This window comes from Nocardia sp. NBC_01329 (assembly GCF_035956715.1).
Taxonomy (GTDB): Bacteria; Actinomycetota; Actinomycetes; order Mycobacteriales; family Mycobacteriaceae; genus Nocardia.
This window is the reverse complement of the sequence record NZ_CP108381.1, coordinates 2,365,742-2,386,445: the sequence shown is the minus strand read 5'-3', so window position 1 is coordinate 2,386,445 and position 20,704 is coordinate 2,365,742. Positions and strand designations below refer to the sequence as shown.

The window sequence follows — 20,704 nt, the reverse complement described above, 5'->3', positions numbered from 1 at the left end:
CAAGGGGCCCGTATGCGGCCGGACCGCCGGTCGGCGCCGGCGTAGCCATCCGCTCCACCGAAAACGCCGCACCACGTAGGCCCTTGCGGCCGCTCCGTCCGCCGGCCGAGCCAGCCGCCGGAAATCCACGGCCTTCATAACCGTAGGGTCTCGCGCAGCCCGCTTCATTTCCTTTCGGGATCGAATTCGAGCCATTTGGCATCGCTGCCTCGAACGAGGCACGGAAATGTCTCGAATCAACGACATCAAATGTTGTTCCACTGAAATATCCTGCGCATTTTCGGAGCAGTTGCCGGTTGTATTCGTGACCGAATTCTCGAATGCCGGGAAATTGGAGGACAGGTGACCCAGTCCAAGCGCAATGTCGACAGCGGTCGGGGCCGATCGAGTTCGTCGCGGGCCGACGCTCCCGCGATATCGGGCTCTACGGCTTCGAGTTACGGTTCAGGTGTGCGGTCCGGTGCCGCTCCGTTCACCGGCCCGCCACGCCGTGACGTCCTCCGCTTGTCGGCCGCCCAGCGCGGAATCTGGTTCGCGCAACATCTCGCGGGCTCGTCGCCGATCTCGGTAGCCCAGTACGTCGAGATCGTCGGTGAGCTGAAAACGGATCTGCTCGTCGAAGCCTGCGAGACCGCCGACCGCGAGTTCGGCTCCGGGTACATCCACCTCATCGAGGTCGACGGCGAGCCCTGCCAGTACGTCGACGAAACCGCCGGACCCTCGGTAACGGTGGTGGACCTGCGGCGCCACGCCGATCCGGTCGCGACCGCGCACCGCCTGATGGTGGACGACTATTCCGCTCCGCTGAACCTGCTCGGGGACCACCTCATGAAGAGCGTGATCTACCAGGTGGGCACCGATCACTACCTGTGGTATCAGCGCGCCCACCATATCGCCCTGGACGGATTCGCCGCGGTGACGATGCTGCACCGCATCACCGAGTTGTACAACGCCTGGGTCGAGGGAAACGACGCCCCACCCGCGACAGCGAAGTACCTGGGCGACATCATCGAGCAGGATCTGGCCTACCGGGGATCGGAGCGGTTCGCCAACGACCGCAAATACTGGACCGAGCACCTCGCCGGAGCCCCGCCGGTGGTGAGCCTGGCCGGCCGGGTCAGCAAGCCCACCATCCATCCGGAACTCATCAGCGCCTCCTTGCCCGAGACCACCGCCCAGCTGCTCGACAGCGTCGTCGCCGAACGCGGTACCAGCGTCACCCCGATCGTGGTCGCGGCGTTCGCCGCCTACCTGGCCCGGATGACCGGAAGCGACGAAGTACTGCTCAGCCTGCCGGTATCGGGCAGGCATTCCGCGATACTGCGCCGCTCGGGCGGCATGGTGGCCAATGTGGTCCCGCTGCGGATCCGGGTCGCCGGCAGCACGGTCGGCGAATTGATCGACTCTACGCAGAGCGAGCTGACCAGCGCGCTGCGCCGCCAGCGCTACCGCCAAGAGGACATCTTCCGCGATATGGGGATCGCCCGGGACGAGGCCGCGTCGTTCGGTCCTGCCATCAACCTGATGATGCTCGAGAACGAGGTCGTATTCGGCGAAACGACAGGCCGCCTGAACGTGCTCACCTCCGGCCCGACCGCCGACCTGTTCGTCAACATCTATCCAGGAGCCGGCAGCGACACCACCCATATCGATTTCCAGGGGAACCCGAACGTCTACAGCCCGGCCGAACTCGCCGGACACCACCGGCGGTTCCTGATGTTCCTGCGCGAATTCCTCGCCGGGGGAACGGAATATCGGGTCAGTGGACTGCCGCTGCTGGAGGCGCGGGAACGCGCCGCGCTACTACCCGTCCGCGGCCCCCACAGCACCCGAACCCGGCTGCTGCCCGACATCCTGTCCGCCAGCGCCCGCCGCCACGGCAACGAGAACGCCATCGCCGCACCCGGCCGGACGGTGACCTATGAGGAGCTGGACACCAGATCCTCGCAGCTGGCCCGCCACCTCATCGCTGCGGGGTGCGGGCCCGACACCGCGGTCGCGATCGTGCTACGCCGTTCGGTCGAATCGGTGATCGCGGCGTGGGCCGTCGCCAAATCCGGGGCCGCGATCGTGCAGGTCGACCCGGAGTATCCGGCCAAACGCATCGAGCACATGGTCACCGACAGCGGAGCCCACGTGGCGATCACCGTCGGTGACCACCGGGAGCGGCTGCCGCGGCAGGTGCGCCCGATCGTTCTCGACGACGCGGCGACCCAACGAGAGTTCGAGTCCACCGCGAGCGATCCGGTCACCGATACCGACCGGATCCGCCCCTTGCGGGCCACCAACCTCGCCTATCTGACCTACACCTCCGGGTCCACCGGTCTACCGAAAGGCGTGCAGGTCACCCACACCGGGCTGGCGAACCTCATCGCCGACCGTAGCGACACCCATGGCATCGACGCGACGTCGCGGGTGTCCTATGCGCTCTCACCCAGTTTCGATGCCTCGCAGGAACAGTTCCTCACCTGCTTCGCGAACGGCTCCACCCTGATCGTCGTGCCCCCGGAGGTGATCGGCGGCGAACAGCTGACCCGGCTGCTCGCCGAAGAACGCGTCACCCACCTGACCCTGACCCCCGCCATGCTGGCGACCGTGGACCCCGAACCGCTCACCGATCTGCGCGTCGTCGTGGTCGGGGGCGACGTATGCCCGCCGAACGTCATCGAACGGTGGACACGGTCCTGGTCGATGTACAACGAGTACGGACCCACCGAGACCACCGTGACCGCCGCCGGCGCACCTGTCGAACCCGGCCGCGACCTCACCGTCGGCGGCCCCATCCGCGGTGTATCCGCCATGGTGCTGGACCGGGCCCTGCAACCCGTCCCCAAGGGCACGGCGGGCGAACTGTATCTGGCCGGCCCGGGTCTGGCCCGCGGCTACAGCCATCGGTTCGGCGAAACCGCCGCCCGCTTCGTCGCCGACCCCTACGGCAGCCCGGGCGACCGCATGTACCGGACCGGTGATCTCGCCCGCTGGTCCTCCGGGGACAGCGCCGAGATGACGCTGGAATTGATGGGCCGCAGCGATTTCCAGGTCAAGATCCGCGGCTACCGGATCGAACCCGGTGAGATCGACGCGGCCCTCACCGGATATGAGGATGTGGACCTGTCGGTCACCGTCCCGGTGCGGAACAAGGCCGCCGCGACCGTGCTGGCATCCTATGTCGTCCCGGTGCGGGGTCGCCGTATCGATATCGCCGAAGTCCAGCGCTTCGCACGCGAATCCCTGCCACCGCATATGGTCCCGGCGGTGATCCTGCCGCTGGACAGCCTGCCGGTCAACGCGTTCGGGAAGCTGGATCGAGCTGCCCTCCCCGAACCCGATTTCGGGACCGCCCCGGCCGGCCGGGCGCCGGCCACACCCCGGGAGAATTTGGTGGCGGGCCTGTTCGCCGAAGTCCTCGGCGTCTCCCAGACCGGTGCCGACGACAGCTTCTTCGCTCTGGGTGGCGACAGCATCCTGTCGATCCAGCTGGTGGCGCGCGCCAAGGCCGTCGGGTTGGGTTTCTCCACCCAGGATGTTTTCGAATACAAGACCGTCGCCGGGCTGGCCGCCGTGGCGACCGAGGCCGGGGACGCGCCGCAGCTGGCCGAAATGCCCGGTGGCGGAGTCGGGCCGATGCCGCTCTCACCGATCATGCACGCCATGCTCGGCCGCGGCCACTACACCAGGTTCGCGCAGGCGACCCTGGTCCAACTACCGGAGAATATCGAACACACCGACCTGGTCCGGGCGTTGCAGTCTCTGCTGGACCGGCACGACATCCTGCGCGCGGTCCTGCGCGGCGCGGAATCCCTGGACCGGTTCGTCGACGTCCTCGACCGAGGCGCGGTCGATGCGGATTCGGCTCTGGTCCGGCTGCCGCTGGAGCGGCGGGACCCCGTCGAGGTCGACGCCCACCTGCAGGCGGCCGCGGATCGGCTGGACCCGGGCAACGGAGTTCTCCTGCAGGCGGTATGGCTGCAGGACAGCACCGGTTCGGGCCCAGACCTGCTGTGGCTGGTGATCCACCATCTGGCTGTCGACGCCGTATCGTGGCGGATCCTGCTGACCGACCTCGCGCAGGCCTGGACGCAGATCACCGAAGGCGGCGAACCACAATTCACCGCGCCGAGCACCTCGGTGCGGCGCTGGGCGCACGGCCTGGTCGAACAGGCACCGGCCCGGCGCGCCACGGAACTGGAGCTGTGGAAGGAAATCCATGCGCGGGGCGACCGGCTTCTCGGCGCACGCCGCCTGGACCCCGCACGCGACGTCGCGGCCACGGCGGGCCGGGTCCGGGTCCGGATCCCGTCCGATATCACCGAGGCCGTGCTCACCACCGTCCCGGCCCGCTTCCACGGCAGCGCCAACGACCCACTGCTGACCGCGCTGGCCCTGGCACTGGGCGAGTGGCGCCGCCGCCGCGGTATGTCGCCCGGGGCGGAATTGATCTCCTTGGAAGGACACGGCCGCGAGGAACAAGCGGTGCCGGGCGCCGATCTGAGCTCCACGGTCGGCTGGTTCACCACGCGATTCCCGATCCGCCTCGAACTGCGGGATATCGATCCGGAGGATGCCCTCGCCGGGGGCGCGGCAGCGGGACGCGCGATTCAGCAGGTGAAGGAGCAGCTGCGGGCGGTGCCGGACAACGGAATCGGCTACGAAATGCTGCGGTGCCTGGACTCACGGGGTAGTGCCGAGTTGGGGAGCTCGCCGGAACCTCAGATCAGTTTCAACTATCTGGGGCGGGTGGGTGTCCGCGAACACTCGGGGGCGTGGACACCTACCCGTGAATTCACCTCGTTGACCGCCACTGATGATCCGCGGATGGCGCTACCCGCGTTACTCGATATCAACGCGATCGCCGAACCGGGAACCGAGGGACTCGAACTCGAAGCGACCTGGGAGTTCGCCGGGCAGGTCCTCGATGCGGCCGAGGTCGACGAACTCGCCGGCCTGTGGGTGCGCGCGCTGGGTGCGGTCGCCGAACATGTCCGGTCCGAATCCGCGGGCGGTTTCACCCCGTCGGATTTCCCGCTCGTCACCGTCTCGCAGGACGAGATCGACGGCTGGCTCCGCGACTATCCGTCCCTGACCGATGTGTGGCCGCTGACCGCGCTGCAGACCGGGTTGCTGTTCCACGCGATCTACGATCGCGACACCACCGACGGCTACACGGTGCAGGCGGCACTGAGCTTCGCCGGAGCGGCCGACGCGGATCGGATGCGGTGGGCGGCCCAGGCGCTCGTCGACCGCCACGACAGCCTGCGTACCGCGTTCGTCGAGAGCGCCGGCGGACCGCGTCAGCTCGTGCTCGGCGACACCGAGGCCGTCTGGCGATACACCGATATCAGCGATATCGGTGACGATGCCGACCGTGACGACCGGCTCCGCGACCTCGCGGTCGCTGACGCGGCGCCGTTCGATCCGGCGCGGCCGCCGCTGCTGCGGTTCCATCTGGTACGCACCGGTGCCGACGAATGCCGGCTGCTGGTCACCAACCATCACCTCGTGCTCGACGGCTGGTCGATGCCGGTGCTGATCCACGAACTGCTGTCGCTGTACGCGTTCGGCGCGGACGCGGCCGAACTCGCGCCGCCGCGCTCCTACCGCGACTATCTGCACTGGCTGCACAGCCAGGACCCCGACGCGGCGACCGCCGCCTGGCAGCGGATGCTCGACGGAATCGAAAGCCCGACCCGGGTCACCGGACGCCCGGACCGTACGGTCACCGCGCCGAGCGGCGAGGTCGGGCTGCACCTGAATGCCGCGACCACCGCCGCGGTACTCGATCTGGGGCGTTCCCACGGTGTCACCGCCAATACGTCGATCCAGGTGGCGTGGGCGCTGCTGCTGACCGTCCTGACCGGCCGGTCGGATGTGGTGTTCGGGAACACGGTGTCGGATCGCCCGCCGCATATCCAGGGCGTCGAATTCATGGTCGGGCTGTTCATCAACACCCTGCCGGTGCGGGTACGGCTCGACCCGAACGAGACCGTCGCCGATCTGCTCACTCGCGTGCAATCCGAACAGGCCGCCATGCTCGATCACCGCCACATCGGCCTGGCGGACCTGCAACGGGCGACCGGGATCGCCGACATGTTCGACACGGTGACGGTGCTGGAGTCCTACCCGCTCGACCGGGAGGGCCTGTCCCGCGATCTCGGTGCCGCCGGGCTGCGGCTCCTCGACCTCGACGCCCAGGACGCCACCCCGTACCCGTTGAGCCTGCAGGTGACCCCACCGTCGCGAGATGCCTCCGATAACGAGGAGTCCGCGACCCACACGGTGACGCTGCGGTTCGCCACCGACCGCTTCGAGCCCGACTACGCGCACACCCTGCTCGAACAATTCGAACTGTTACTGACCCAGCTCGTCACCGATCCCGGCCGCCCGGTCGCCGCGGTCTCCTCGACCTGGGATCCGGAACGCGCCGAACTGCTCTCGGTGCGCGGCGAACCACCGGTCACCGAACGCAGCCTGCACGACATCCTGTCGGCCACCGCGCGCCGCCACCCCGACGCGACGGCCGTGCGTGCCGGCGAAACCACTCTCACCTACCGCGAACTGGAACAGCACGCCGACGCCCTGGCCCGGCGGCTGACCGCCCACGGCGCGGGTCCGGAAACATTCGTGGCATTGGCCCTTCCCCGATCCATCGCATTGGTCGTGGCCATGTGGGCGGTGGCGCGGAGCGGTGCGGCCTTCGTCCCGCTCGACCCGGCCAACCCACCCGAACGTATCGCGGAACTACTCGCCGATTCCCGCAGCGCACTGGGCGTGACGACAGACGCCGAGGCACGCCGTCTACCCGATACGGTCGACTGGCTGATCGTGGACACCACGCAACCGCCGATTCCCGCCGGTGAACCGGCCACGCCGGGCAGGTTGCTGCCCGACAACGCGGCCTACGTGATCTATACCTCCGGGTCGACGGGCAAACCGAAGGCAGTGCACGTCGGCCACCGCGGTCTGGCCGATATCGTCGCCGCCCAGGCCGAAGCGTTCGACACGACCCCGGATTCGTCGGTCCTGCAGGTCGCCTCACCGGGATTCGACGCCTGTGTCTCGGAGTTGCTACTCGCCCACAGCAGCGGCGCCTGCCTCGTGATCGCACCACCGGAGGTATACGGCGGTGCCGACCTGGAGGAACTGCTGCGCGCCCAGCGGGTCACCCACGCCATCATCACCCCGTCGGTACTGGGCACCATGGACCCGGCCGCACTCCCGGGGCTCGAAACGGTCGCAGTGGTCGGTGAGGCCACCGGATCCGACATCGTGACCCAGTGGGCACCGGGCCGCCGGCTCATGAACCACTACGGACCGACCGAATGCACGATCTGGGCGACCGGATCCGATGTCCTGCGGCCCGGTGAACCGGTGACCATCGGCGGCCCGATCCGCGGCGCGACAGCCGCGGTACTCGATATGTGGCTGCGCCCGGTGCCGGTCGGTGTCGCCGGGGAACTCTATATCGGCGGGCCCGGGCTGGCCCGCGGCTACTTCGAGCGGCCGGCCACGACCGCGTCGCGGTTCGTCGCCGACCCACGATCGGTTCACGGGGATCGGATCTACCGCACCGGTGATTCGGTGCGCTGGGTACGTGCTCGCGGCGGACTGGAACTGGAATATCTGGGCCGCGGCGACCAGCAGGTGAAGATCCACGGACTGCGGATCGAACCCGGAGAGGTCGACGCCCACCTGGCCCGGCATTCCGCTGTCTCCCACGTCGCCACCGTCGCCCAGGAAGGCCCGGCCGGGGAACCGGTGCTGGTGTCCTATGTCGTACCCACCCCGGGCACGACGCTGGATGCGGCGGCCCTGCACGACGACCTCGCCGGCTCGCTGGCCCACTACATGAACCCCGCGGCCATCGTGGAACTGGAATCGATGCCACTGACCCCGGTCGGCAAGATCGACCGGAAAGCGCTGCGCGAACGCGCGTTCCTCGCCGAGGAGGCCACCGGCCGGCCTCCCGCCACACCCGCCGAACGGGTCTTCGCGCAACTGTTCGCCGAAGTTCTGCACCTGGACACCATCTCGGCGGAGAGCAACTTCTTCACCCTCGGCGGTGACAGTATCGTCTCCATGCGGCTGGTGGCGCTGGCGCGCGCCGCCGGGCTCACCCTCACTCCCCGCGATGTGTTCGAAGGCAAAACAGTCGCCGCTCTCGCCGCGATCGCTCGCCGCGAATCCGATGCGCCGACCGCCGAGGACCTGCCCGGCCGCGCGCGCCGCATCGAAGATCGCGCCTATCGTCCATCCGATTTTCCGCTGGTCAGGCTCTCGCAGACCGATATCGAACAATTGGAGCAGCGCTACGACAGACTCGCCGATGTATGGCCGTTGTCGCCGATGCAATCCGGTATCCACTTCCACTCCACCTTCGCCCCAGAGGCCGGCGACAACTACACCGTCCAGACCGCCATCGGTTTCACCGGCCACGTCGACGGCGAGCGGTTACGCCGCGCCGCGCAGGCAGTGGTCGACCGGCACGACATACTGCGCGCCGCGTTCGTGGAAACCGCGGCCGGGCCGTGCCAGATCGTGCTCGATCACGCCGAGGTCCGATTCCAGGAAGTGGCTCTCGCGCTCGGCGGTACCGATCCCGCCGGCGAATGGGACCGGATCGCCGACGCCGACGCCGCGGCCGGTTTCGACCTGTCGTCCCCGCCCCTGATCCGCTTCACCCTGATCCGCGCCGCTTCCGGGGCGTCGCGGCTGCTGATCACCAACCACCATGTGATCCTGGACGGCTGGTCGATGCCGTTGATGCTGCGCGAACTGCTCGACTACTACGGAGCGCCGGGACATATCGGCGCCGCCGGGCCCGCCCCTTCCTACCGGGACTACCTGCACTGGCTCTCCCGGCAGGACCCCACCGCATCCCGGGCCGCTTGGGCGCAGGCGTACGCGGACGTCGACTCGCCCACCCGGGTAGGCCGCGGCGCCGGCCCGGCAAGTTCGGCGGCGGCCACCGAGGTCACCGCGGAACTTGCGGCCGACCAGCTCGCCGACCTGCGCGTGGTGGCCGCCGACGCAGCCGTCACTGTCAACACCGCGATCGCCGCCGCGTGGGCCCTGAACCTGCGCACCCTGACCGGGGAAACCGATGTGATCTTCGGATCCGCGGTCTCCGGCCGCCCACCCGAACTGCCCCGAGTGGACCAGACGCTCGGCATGTTCCTGAACACGATCCCGGTCCGGGTCGGGCTCGACCCCACGGTCTCGTTGCGCGAATTGCTGACCCGTATCCAGTCGCAGCACGCAGCCATGCTCGACCACCACTACATCGGGCTCCCGGATATCCATCGCAGCGCCGGAATGGCCGAACTCTTCGACACCGCGATCGCGTTCCAGTCCTTCCCGGTGGACCGCCCGGCCCTGCAAGAACTCGTCGAATCGGCGGGCCTGCACGTGGACGAGATCACCGGGGTCGACGCGACCCCGTATCCATTGAGTCTGGTGGTCGCGCCGAAACAGGACGAACACGGGACGGGGCAGGGCCTGCAGATCACGCTGCGCTTCCTCGACCGGGAATTCGATACCGTACAGGCCCGCCGGATCCTCGACCGCTTCGTCGAGGCGCTGCATCGCATCGCCCGTTCGCCGGCCGCCCGGCTCGGTGAGCTCACCCCCGCCGACGTCCGCGACCCCGTTCTGCCCGCCCCCCGCACCGAGCATTTCCCCGCGAAAACGCTGGGCGGCCTGCTCACCGCGACCGCTGCCGCCGATCCCGATGCGATCGCGACCACCTACGGGCCGGTCGCGCTGACCTATCGGCAACTCGACGAACACGCGAACCGTCTCGCCCGGCTGCTGATCCGGCACGGTGCCCGGCCCGGAACCCTGGTCGCCGCCGCAATGCCCCGATCCCTCGATACGATCGTCACGATCTGGGCCGCCGCGAAAGCGGGTGTCGCGTTCCTGCCCATGGACCCGAACCTGCCACCGGAACGTATCGAGTTCCTGCTGTCGGATTCGGGCACCGCCCTGGGCGTCACCGACAGCGCCTCCCGGCATCACCTGCCCGATACTGTCGACTGGCTGATCGTCGATACCGAAACCGCCGGCGATGATCCGGCGATGTCGGCGCCGATCACCGACGCCGACCGCGGCGGACCGATCCGGCCCGCCCACCCGGCGTACGTGATCTACACCTCCGGGTCCACCGGAACACCCAAGGGTGTCCTCATGGCCCACCGCGCACTGGCCGACGTCGTGGCGGCGCAGCGCCGCATCCTCGGCGTGGACTCCGGTTCGACGGTGCTGCAGGTCGCCTCACCCAACTTCGACGCCTCGATCTTCGAACTGCTGATGGCGCACGGTTCCGGCGGCAAACTGGTGGTGGCACCCCCGGATGTGTACGGCGGTCCCGAACTCGCCGAACTGATCCGGCGCGAACACATCTCCCACGCCGTACTCACCCCCTCGGCGCTGGCCACCCTGCCCCACGACGGCCTCGGCGAACTGCGAGTGCTGTCCACCGCCGGTGAACCGGTCGGACCGGAACTGGTCGAGCGGTGGGCACCGAACCGCACCCTGGTCAACCTGTACGGTCCCAGCGAAACCACGATCTGGGCCACCGCCGACAGCGCACTGACCGCCGGGGTCCCGATCACGATCGGCAAACCGGTCGGACCGGTCTCGGCCGCGGTCCTCGACACCTGGTTGCGGCCCGTCCCGGCCGGGGTCGCAGGCGAGCTGTACCTGTTCGGTCCGGGCTTGGCCGACGGCTACATCGGCCGGGCCGGACTCAGCGCGGCCCGATTCGTGGCCTGCCCGTTCGACGAACCCGGCCACCGCATGTACCGCACCGGCGATATCGTGCGCCGTGATCGCAACGACGAACTGGAGTTCGTGGGACGCAACGATTTCCAGGTCAAGGTCCGCGGCAACCGGGTCGAACTGGGCGAGGTCGACGCCGTCCTGGGCGCCCGCGCGGACGTAGCGTTCGCGGTGACCGTACCGCGCAGCACCGAGGGCAGGCCCGTGGCCCTGGTGTCCTATGTGGTGCCCAAGCCCGGTACGACCGTCACGAGCGAGGAACTGACCACCGACCTGACCGAAGCCCTGCCCCCGTACATGGTGCCGGCCGCTGTACTGCTGCTCGACGACCTCCCACTGACCGCCAACGGAAAATTGGACCGTGACCGCCTTCCGGAACCGGTGTTCGCCGCGCGCACGTTCCGGGCCCCGGCCACCCCGGTGGAAACCGTGGTGGCGGAGGCCTTCGAACACGTGCTCGGCATCGAACGAGTCGGGGCCGACGACGATTTCTTCGAGCTCGGCGGCGACTCGCTCAGCGCGTCACTGGTCGTGGCACGGGTCGGTGCCGCCCTGGACGTGCGGGTACCGGTGCGATCCATGTTCGAGGAACCGACAGTCGCCGGACTCGCCGAATACGCGGCATCCCTGCACGGCGGCGACCGGGTTCCCCTCACGGCGGGAGTCCGTCCCGACCCGATCCCGCTGTCGCTGGCGCAGCAACGAATGTGGTTCCTCAACCGCTTCGAACCGGATTCGGCCGCCTACAACATTCCGGTGATGCTGCGGCTGACCGGCCACCTCGACACCGCCGCACTCGCCGCCGCGCTACGCGATATCGCCGACCGCCACGAAGTGCTGCGGACGATCTACCCCGAAACCGCCGGCGAGCCCGAACAAGTGATCCTGGACGAACCCGAGGTCGCACTGGAACCGGTGCACGTGGACACGGCCGCGATCCCGGATGTGGTCGGCGAATTCCTGCGCGGCGGTTTCGACGTGACCGTGCAGGTGCCGATGCGGGTCGGCCTGTTCGAGACCGGCACCGACGACGACACCCCCGAATACCTGCTGGTACTGGTGGTCCACCATATCGCCGGTGACGGCCAGTCCATGGGCCCGCTGTCGCGCGATGTGATGTGGGCCTACGCCGCCCGGGTCGCCGGACACGCGCCGCTGTGGGAGCCGCTGCCGGTGCAGTACGCCGACTTCGCCCTGTGGCAGCGCCGGATGCTGGGATCCGCGCAGGACCCCGACTCGCTCATGTCGGCCCAACTGGAGTTCTGGCGCGCCACCCTGGCAGGCGCACCCGACCGGCTCGATCTACCATCCGACCGGCCCCGGCCGGCCGTGGCCTCACTGTCCGGCGGCCGGGTCCCCCTCGAAATCGGCGCCGGCCTGCACGAACGGCTGATGGAACTGGCCCACGCCCGGGGCTCGTCACTGTTCATGGTTCTGCACGCCGCCCTCGCAGTGGTTCTCGGCCGGTTGGGCAGCACCGAGGATGTGGTGGTCGGGACCCCGATGGCCGGACGCGGCGAACCCGGCCTCGACAACCTGGTCGGAATGTTCGTCAACACCCTGGTACTGCGCACCCCGATACGCCCCGGTGAACCGTTCGCCGACCTGCTGACCCGGACGAAGGAAACAGATCTGCAGGCCTTCGAACACGCCGACGTCCCCTTCGAACGTGTGGTGGAAGAGCTGAAACCGCAACGATCGGCGGACCGGCACCCGTTGTTCCAGGTGGCGCTGGCATTCCAGAACCTGTCGTCGGTCGACGTGGTCCTGCCCGACGTCACGGTGTCCCGCGCCGAAGTGGACACCGGCATGTGCCAATTCGACCTGCAGCTCGTCGTCGCCGACTCCTACGGAAAAGCCGGTGCCGCCCAGGGCATCTCCGGCATGATGATGTTCGCCCGCGACATCTTCGACGAAGCGACCGTCGCCGGATTCGCCCAACGCCTGATCCGGGTACTGGAAGCCGTCGCCGCCGACCCCTCGACAGCCGTCGGCGATATCGACTGGCTCGACGCGGACGAACACACCACCCTGATCTCTCGTGTCGGGCCGCGAATCGAAGGCGCACCCGCCCTGCTACCCGACGCTTTCGCCGCAGCCGTACGGGACAACGGCGACGGCACCGCCCTGGTCTCCCGAGACACCGAACTGACCTACACCGAACTCGATATCCGCTCCAACCGGCTGGCCCGGGAGCTGATCCGGCGCGGCGCCGGACCAGAGGACCCGGTGCTGGTCGCCGCGACCCGATCGGTGGAATCGGTGGTCGCCTGGTGGGCAACCGTGAAGTCCGGTGCCACCTATGTACCGGTCGACCCTCGCTACCCGGCGAGCCGGATCGAACAGATGGTCATCGATTCCGGCGCCACACTCGGGGTGACGGTGACGACGGCGCGGACCGACCTACCCGAAGCCTTGGACTGGCTCGTCCTCGACGACAACACCGTCCGCGCCCGGATCGACGCGCTACCCGGCGACCCGATCACCGACGACGACCGGCAGGCCCCGCTGCGGGCCACCAACACCGCCTACATCATCTTCACCTCCGGCTCCACCGGTGTACCCAAGGGCGTCGCCGTCGAACACCGTGCTGTCGCCGATTTCCTCGCAGCCCAACACGCCGGGCACAGCACCGGGAACACCTCCCGGGTACTGCATTTCGCCTCACCGTCCTTCGACGCCTCACTGCTGGAGATCCTGCTCGCGACCGGAGGTGCTTCCACACTGGTACTGGCCCCACCCGGAATGTACGGCGGCAGCGAACTCGCCGATCTGCTCCGCACCCAGCGTGTCACCCACGCGTTCGTCACACCGGTGGCCCTCGCGTCGGTCGACCCGGCCGGCCTCGACGACCTGCAAGTCGTCATGTCCGGCGGTGAAGAGGTCCCCTCGGATCTGGTGAACCGGTGGGCCGGTACCGACAGCGCCGGTACGCGAGAATTCCGGATCCTGTACGGACCGACCGAGACCTCGGTCGTCGCCACCGGGGCGCCCTGCATGCTTCCCGGGGACCGGCCACGCATCGGTGGCCCCCGCCCCGGGATGCGGGCCCTGGTGCTGGACTCCCGGCTCCGGCCGGTTCCCGTCGGAGTGGCCGGCGAACTGTATCTGGCCGGCCCCGGCTTGGCCCGCGGCTACCTCAACCGGACCGGCACCAGTGCCGCACGTTTCGTCGCCGACCCCTACGGGGACGCCGGTCTGCGCATGTACCGCACCGGCGACATCGTGCGCTGGAACGCCGGCCACGACCTGGAATTCGTCGGACGCAACGACTTCCAGGTCAAGGTTCGCGGCTTCCGCGTGGAACTCGGCGAAATCGACGCAGTACTCGGCGCCCGCGACGACGTCTCGTTCGCGGTGACCGTGCCCCGCCGCGAAGGCATGGGCCCCGTCCTGCTGGTGTCCTATGTGGTACCGGCACCGGGCAGCAGTGTCTCCGGCGAAGAACTCATCGCGACGGCGGCCGACGTATTGCCCTCCTACATGGTGCCCGCCGCGGTGATGGTGCTCGACGAGATCCCGCTCTCGCCCAACGGGAAACTCGACCGCAAGGCCCTGCCCGCACCTGTACTCCAGGCCAGGCAGTTCCGGGCCCCTTCCTCCCCGGTGGAGGAGGTCGTGGCCGGGGTCTACGCCGAACTGCTCGGCGTCGACGGTCCGGTGGGCGCCGACGACGACTTCTTCGAACTCGGCGGCAACAGCCTGGTCGCGACTCGCGTCGCCGCCCGCATCGGCGCCGCACTCGACGCCTCGGTCCCGGTATCGATGATCTTCGAAGCGCCCACCGTCGCGAAACTGGCCGCACGCGCCGAATCACACGCCGACACCGGCCGGATCGCGCTCACCGCGCAGCAACGCCCCGACCGTATCCCGCTGTCCTACGCACAGCAGCGGATGTGGTTCCTGAACCGGTTCGAACCCGACTCCGCCGCCTACAGCATCCCGATCGTGATCCGGCTGACCGGGCAACTCGATATCGACGCCCTGCGCAGCGCCGTCGACGACGTGATGACCCGGCACGAAGTACTGCGCACCGTCTACCCGCAGTTCGAAGGCGCACCGGCACAGGTCGTACTCCCCGCCGCCGACGCGGTACGGCCGATGACCGTAACCCCGGTCGAACGAGCCGAACTGGTAGCCGACCTCTCCGCCTTCGTCTCGGCGGTGTTCGATGTGACCGCCGAAGTACCGTTCCGGGTGCGCCTGTACGAACTGGGGCACGACGAATGGATCCTGGCCGTGGTGCTGCACCACATCTCCGGCGACGGATCCTCCCTGGCCCCGCTCGCCCGGGACATGATGGCCGCCTACTCGGCGCGACTGCACCACGAACAGCCCGCCTGGCCACCGCTCACCGTGCAGTACGCGGACTACGCGATATGGCAGCACAGCGTGCTGGGCACCGAGGAAGACCCCGACTCGCTGCTGCGCGCGCAGATCGACTACTGGACCGCCCAGCTCGCCGACCTGCCCGCGCTGCTCGAACTACCCACCGACCGGCCGCGGCCGCCCACCCAGACCTATGCGGGCGCGAACGTGCCGATCGAGCTCGACGCCGACCTGCACGCGAAACTGGAACAGGTCGCCCGAGCCCACAACACCACCCTGTTCATGGTCTTCCACGCCGCCCTCGCAGCCACCCTGTCCCGGCTCGCGCATACCGACGATATCGCCATCGGCACCCCGTACGCGGGGCGCGGCGAACCGGAGCTCGACGATCTGGTCGGCATGTTCGTCAACACTCTCGTGCTGCGGACCCGGCTCACCCCCGGGATGTCGTTCACCCAACTACTCGAACACGTACGCGGCACCGACCTGGCCGCGTTCGGGCACGCTGATGTCCCGTTCGAACGCCTGGTACAGGAAATGAACCCGGTGCGGACCCACGCCCACCACCCGCTGTTCCAGGTGATGCTCGCCTTCCAAAACCTCGCCACCACCGACTTCGAACTCCCGGAGCTATCGGTATCGGCCGTCGAAGCCGACACCGGAACCTCCCTGTTCGACCTCCAGGTCACCGTATCGGACTCCCACGACGCCACCGGCGCACCGACCGGGATCACCGGTGGCATCACCTACGCCACCGATCTCTTCGACGAAGCGACCGCCACCTCCATCGTCGACCGGCTGCTACGGCTACTCGACGCGATGGCGACCGACCCCGCCCGGCCCGTACACGATGTCGACCTGCTCGATGCCGACGAACGCGACGCCGAACTCGTGCGGTGGAACACCACCGCCTACCCCCTCGCGCCGGACGAGACACTCGCCTCGGTGTTCACCGCCTCGGTGCACACCCACCACGATCTGCCTGCCGTCACCGCGCCGGACGAGACACTGACCTACACGCAGTTCGCGTCCCGCGTCAACCGCCTGGCCCGGTTGCTCATCGCTCGCGGGGTGGGCCCGGAAACTCTGGTGGCCCTGCGGATGCACAGGTCACTGGACCAGGTCACCGCCATGTACGCGATACACGCCGCCGGCGGCGGATATGTCCCGATCGACCCGGATCATCCGGCCGACCGCATCGACTACATGCTGGACACGGCGAAACCCGTCGTGGTGCTGTCGACACTGCAGGGCCTCGACGTCTCCGGATACGACGACAGCCCCGTCACCGACAGCGAACGCCTGGCACCGCTGCGGCCCGAGAACGTCGCCTACGTCCTGTTCACCTCCGGCTCCACCGGCCGCCCCAAAGGCGTATCGGTCCCGCATCGCGCGGTACTCAACCAGTTGCATTGGATCAACGGAACCTATTCACTGACCCCCGACGACGTGGTGTTGCAGAAAACCCCGGCCACCTTCGACGTCTCGGTATGGGAATTGTTCGCCACTCTGATCGCGGGCGCGCGGATGATCATCGCGGCACCGTACGGACACACCGACCCCGTCTACCTCGCCGAAACCATCGCCGCCCACCGGGTCACCCTCACCTCGTTCGTGCCCTCGATGCTCGCCGCGTTCGCCGAGGCGACCCCGCGGCGATCGCTGCTGGCATCACTGCGGGCACTGCTCGTGGGCGGTGAGGCATTCGGCCAGGAAGTCGTCACCGCCGCCCGCCGGGTTCTGCCCGACGTCGGATTGCACAACCTGTACGGGCCCACCGAATTCACCCTGCACGCCACCGAACACCTCGTCACCGAAGACGACGACGGCAGCATCCCGATGGGCGCACCGGTATGGAACGTCCGCGCCTACGTGCTGGACAGCCGGTTGCAGCCCGCACTGCCCGGCGTCGCGGGAGACCTGTATCTGGCGGGCAACCAAGCCGCCCGCGGCTACCAGGACCGGCCCGGACTCACCGCGGAACGATTCGTACCCGACCCGTTCACCGCGGGGGAGCGGCTCTACCGCACCGGCGACCTGGCACGCCGGCTCCCGAGCGGCGAACTGGAGTACCTGGGCCGCACCGACTTCCAGGTGAAGTTGCGGGGGCTGCGGATCGAGCTCGGCGAGATCGAAGCCGTACTCGCCGAACACGACACCGTCGCCCGCGCGATCGTCGCGGTACACACCACCGCGGCCGGTGATCAACTCGTCGGCTACCTGGCGCCGGCGACCGGCGCCACCGTCGACACCGCCGCGGTCCTCGCCCACGCGGCCACCGAACTACCCGGCTACATGGTGCCTACCACGGTGATGGTCCTCGACACCGTCCCCTTCACCGCCTCCGGCAAACTCGATCGCAACCATCTACCGGAACCGGAATTCGCGGTCGGGGAGTTCCGGGAGCCGGCGTCCTGGCTGGAAGGCGAGGTCGTCCGAGCGTACGGGCACGTACTCGGAGTGGAGCGTGTCGGAGCCGACGACGACTTCTACGCACTCGGTGGCAACTCGCTGCGTTCGGTGCAGGTGGTGAGCGAACTGAAGAAGGAACTCGACTACGACGTCCCGATCCGATGGATACTGTCGGACCCGCGCCCGATCGATCTCGCGAAGCGGATCGAATCGGGTATGCGCTCCGGCCACATCGACACCGATCCGGCCGCCGCCTTCGGTTTCGATGTGCTGCTGCCGATCCGCACCGGCGGCGACCGGGCCCCACTGTTCTGCGTCCATCCCGCCTCCGGTCTGGCCTGGAGCTACCGCCCGTTCGCCGAATACCTCTCACCCGACCGGCCGATCTACGGTATCCAGGCACCTCAGATCAGCGGCGAGACCCCGGGACCCGCCACCATCGAGGAAACCGCCCGCCGATACTTCGCCGAGATCCGGAAGGTCCAGCCACACGGCCCCTACCATCTACTCGGCTGGTCGCTGGGCGGTCAGATCGCCCACGCGATCGCCGTAGAGATGCGGGCAGCGGGGGAGCAGGTCGCCCTGCTGGCACTACTGGACGCCGAGGCCGACAACATCGACCCCGCGGAAGTCGTCACGGTCACCGCCGGCGAACTGATCAGCAACCTCGGTCCGGTCCTGGGCATCGACTTCGTCGACGAGACCGCCACCCCGCAGGAGGCCGCCGACCTCATCAGGACGCACCTCGGGGAAGGGTTCGCGGTCGACGCCGACATGATCGAGCGGATGACCGACGCCTACAACCAGTCCATGCGCGCGGCGAGTATCTGGCGGCCACAGGTCCTCGACGGTGACCTGCTGTACTTCACGGCGACAGCGGACCGCAGTCCCGACGCCACCGGCTACGAGGGTTGGGTGCCGGTGGTCCGCGGGCAGATCTCGAATATCGATATCGACGCCGCTCACCTCGCCATGACAACCCCGCCGGCGATCGAACAGATCGCCCGAATCCTCAACACCCGCCTCGATCGATGAATCCTCGAACAATACCGACCGTTTTGTAGGGAAACAATTCCGGCGAATCGGTAGACAGTTCCGATATCCGACGGTTGTGAGTACCGCCTGGTCAGGAGGGCGAGACAGAAGACCAGGTCATCGGCCTAGACCAATTGTTGTAGTAGTTCACGATGAGCCGGAAGACTGTTTGTGGCACAATACTTTTCGTGTCTCGGTCGGTCAACGGCAACTGTGCGGCAACGGTAGCGCCGCAGAGTCAGGCGACCTCCGATCTCCTTCACTCCCGTTTCCGGCTCGCCGCGATTCCTCCGGACAGACCCACGCCCCGAGTCGACCGGGTCCGCTCAGTACACCGCGCAGATGCCGAACCCGTTGTGTCGCACAGACCTATCGCACGGTCCGCTCGATCGGAGTGCACTTCAACACCGGAAGGTCCCACGTCCGAGCCCGATCGGCCCTCCGGCACTGCTGCCCGTACCGCGGCGGGCGAAGGAAGACCTGCGCCACTGATCGCCGGTCGGTATCATCTGGCGCCGTTGTCGAAACACAAGCCGGTAGAACACATTGCGGCGACCGAGTCCACCGATAGGGCGCAGGAACTCGGCGTATTCCGGCCATGCGAAACGTTGGGAGTGCAGGACATGTCGAGGTCGCACGAACCGTACGGATCGCTGCCCATAGCCGGTGTAGCGCGTCGGCGCCCCCCAGGTAAGGCTCCACACCTCGGCTGACTCCATCGAATCGCCCGTGCGGACCGAGGCATCCCTCCCGCCTGTGCGCGCCTTGCCACCCCTTACAGATACCAAAGGAGACACCCCTCTTGTACGACCAGATGCAACTGCGGCCGGGCGGCGCGCACCAATCAGCGCCGCCGTCCGTACCGGATTCGGAACGCGTTGCGATCTACACTCAAGATTTCGCCAATGACCCGCACAGGTATTACGAGTGGATGCGCGGACGGTTCGGCTCCTTAGCCCCGGTGTGGATCGAGGAAGGTATTCCCGCGACGCTGGTCCTGAACTACAAGACCGCGGTGGCCATTCTGCACGACCCAGTGCGATTTCCCGCCGACCCCCGTCGGTGGCAGGCGAATCTGCCGCGCGACCGGGAACTCAATATTGTACCGATGCTCGGGTGGCGACCCAATGCACTGCGCAACGGTGGCGAAGTCCACCGGCGGCTCCGGGCCGCGGCGAACGATGCCTTGGCCGACCTCGACATCACCGCCCTCCGCCCGATCGTGGAACAGAATGCCTTCAACCTGATCGAGACATTCCCGACCGACACTCCGGTCGACCTCATAGGGGAGTACTTCGTACCCCTGGTCTTCTCATCGGTGGTCAACCACATCATGGGTTGCCCGGACTCGATAGGGCAACAGATCGCCGCAGCCAGCAAGGCACTGTTCGAGGCTCAGGTAGGCCAGGACGAAGTCGACCGCATGATGAACGGCGCACTCCTGGAACTATGCAATCTCAAAAAGGCGCAACCCAGTGAGGATCTCACAACTTATCTGGTTCGCCATCACGAGAATCTCACCGATCAGGAGTTGATCCACGCCCAAGTCACCAACTGCTCGGCCGGTATCGAGATCACTGTGAACCTGGCAGCGAACGCCCTACTGGTGATGCTGACCGATCCCCGGTACGACCAGTACCAGACGCCGGGCCAAACACCGCCGATCAACGCCGCGATCGATGAGATCCTCGCCAAAGACCCGCCGCTGGCCAACTTGTGTGTCACATATCCAGCGAGCCCGGTTCCGCTCGATGAAGATTGGCTGCCGGCCGACGAACCGGTGATCATCAGTATGGCTGCATGCTGTCGCGACCCGGAGTACGGCGCCGACAAAGCCGCCCTCAACAGCGCGCACCTCGCCTGGGGCGGCCCGAGCCAGCACGCGTGCCCCAAGCAGGCACAGACTGCCTCGTACACGATCGCGCACGATGCCATAACCCAACTCTTGGATCTCCGTCCCGACGTGCAGTTGACCGTCGCGGCCCAGGAACTGGAATGGCGTCCGGGCCCATTCCATCGCGCGCTGGCCGCATTCCCGGTAATCGCCATGTAAAAGCGGATACCCGCAGAGGAAAGGGCGTGTCTATGGGTAGCTGAGGTGAGATCGCTTGGCCGAGGCCTTACTGCTCCACAAGAGCAGTAAGGGTCGCAC

2 protein-coding genes are annotated in these 20,704 nt (G+C 67.8%); both read left to right on the top strand.

The genetic code is table 11. From position 1 onward, the window contains the following. Positions 1-450 precede the first annotated feature (450 nt). On the top strand, positions 451-18,552 hold the full coding sequence (locus tag OG405_RS11115; RefSeq protein WP_327151542.1) for a non-ribosomal peptide synthetase: 18,102 nt from the start codon (positions 451-453) through the stop codon (positions 18,550-18,552). Positions 18,553-19,354: 802 nt separating this feature from the next. Then, a complete protein-coding gene (locus tag OG405_RS11110; RefSeq protein ID WP_327151541.1) occupies positions 19,355-20,605 on the top strand; it encodes a cytochrome P450 in 1,251 nt (416 codons plus the stop codon). Positions 20,606-20,704 lie beyond the last annotated feature (99 nt).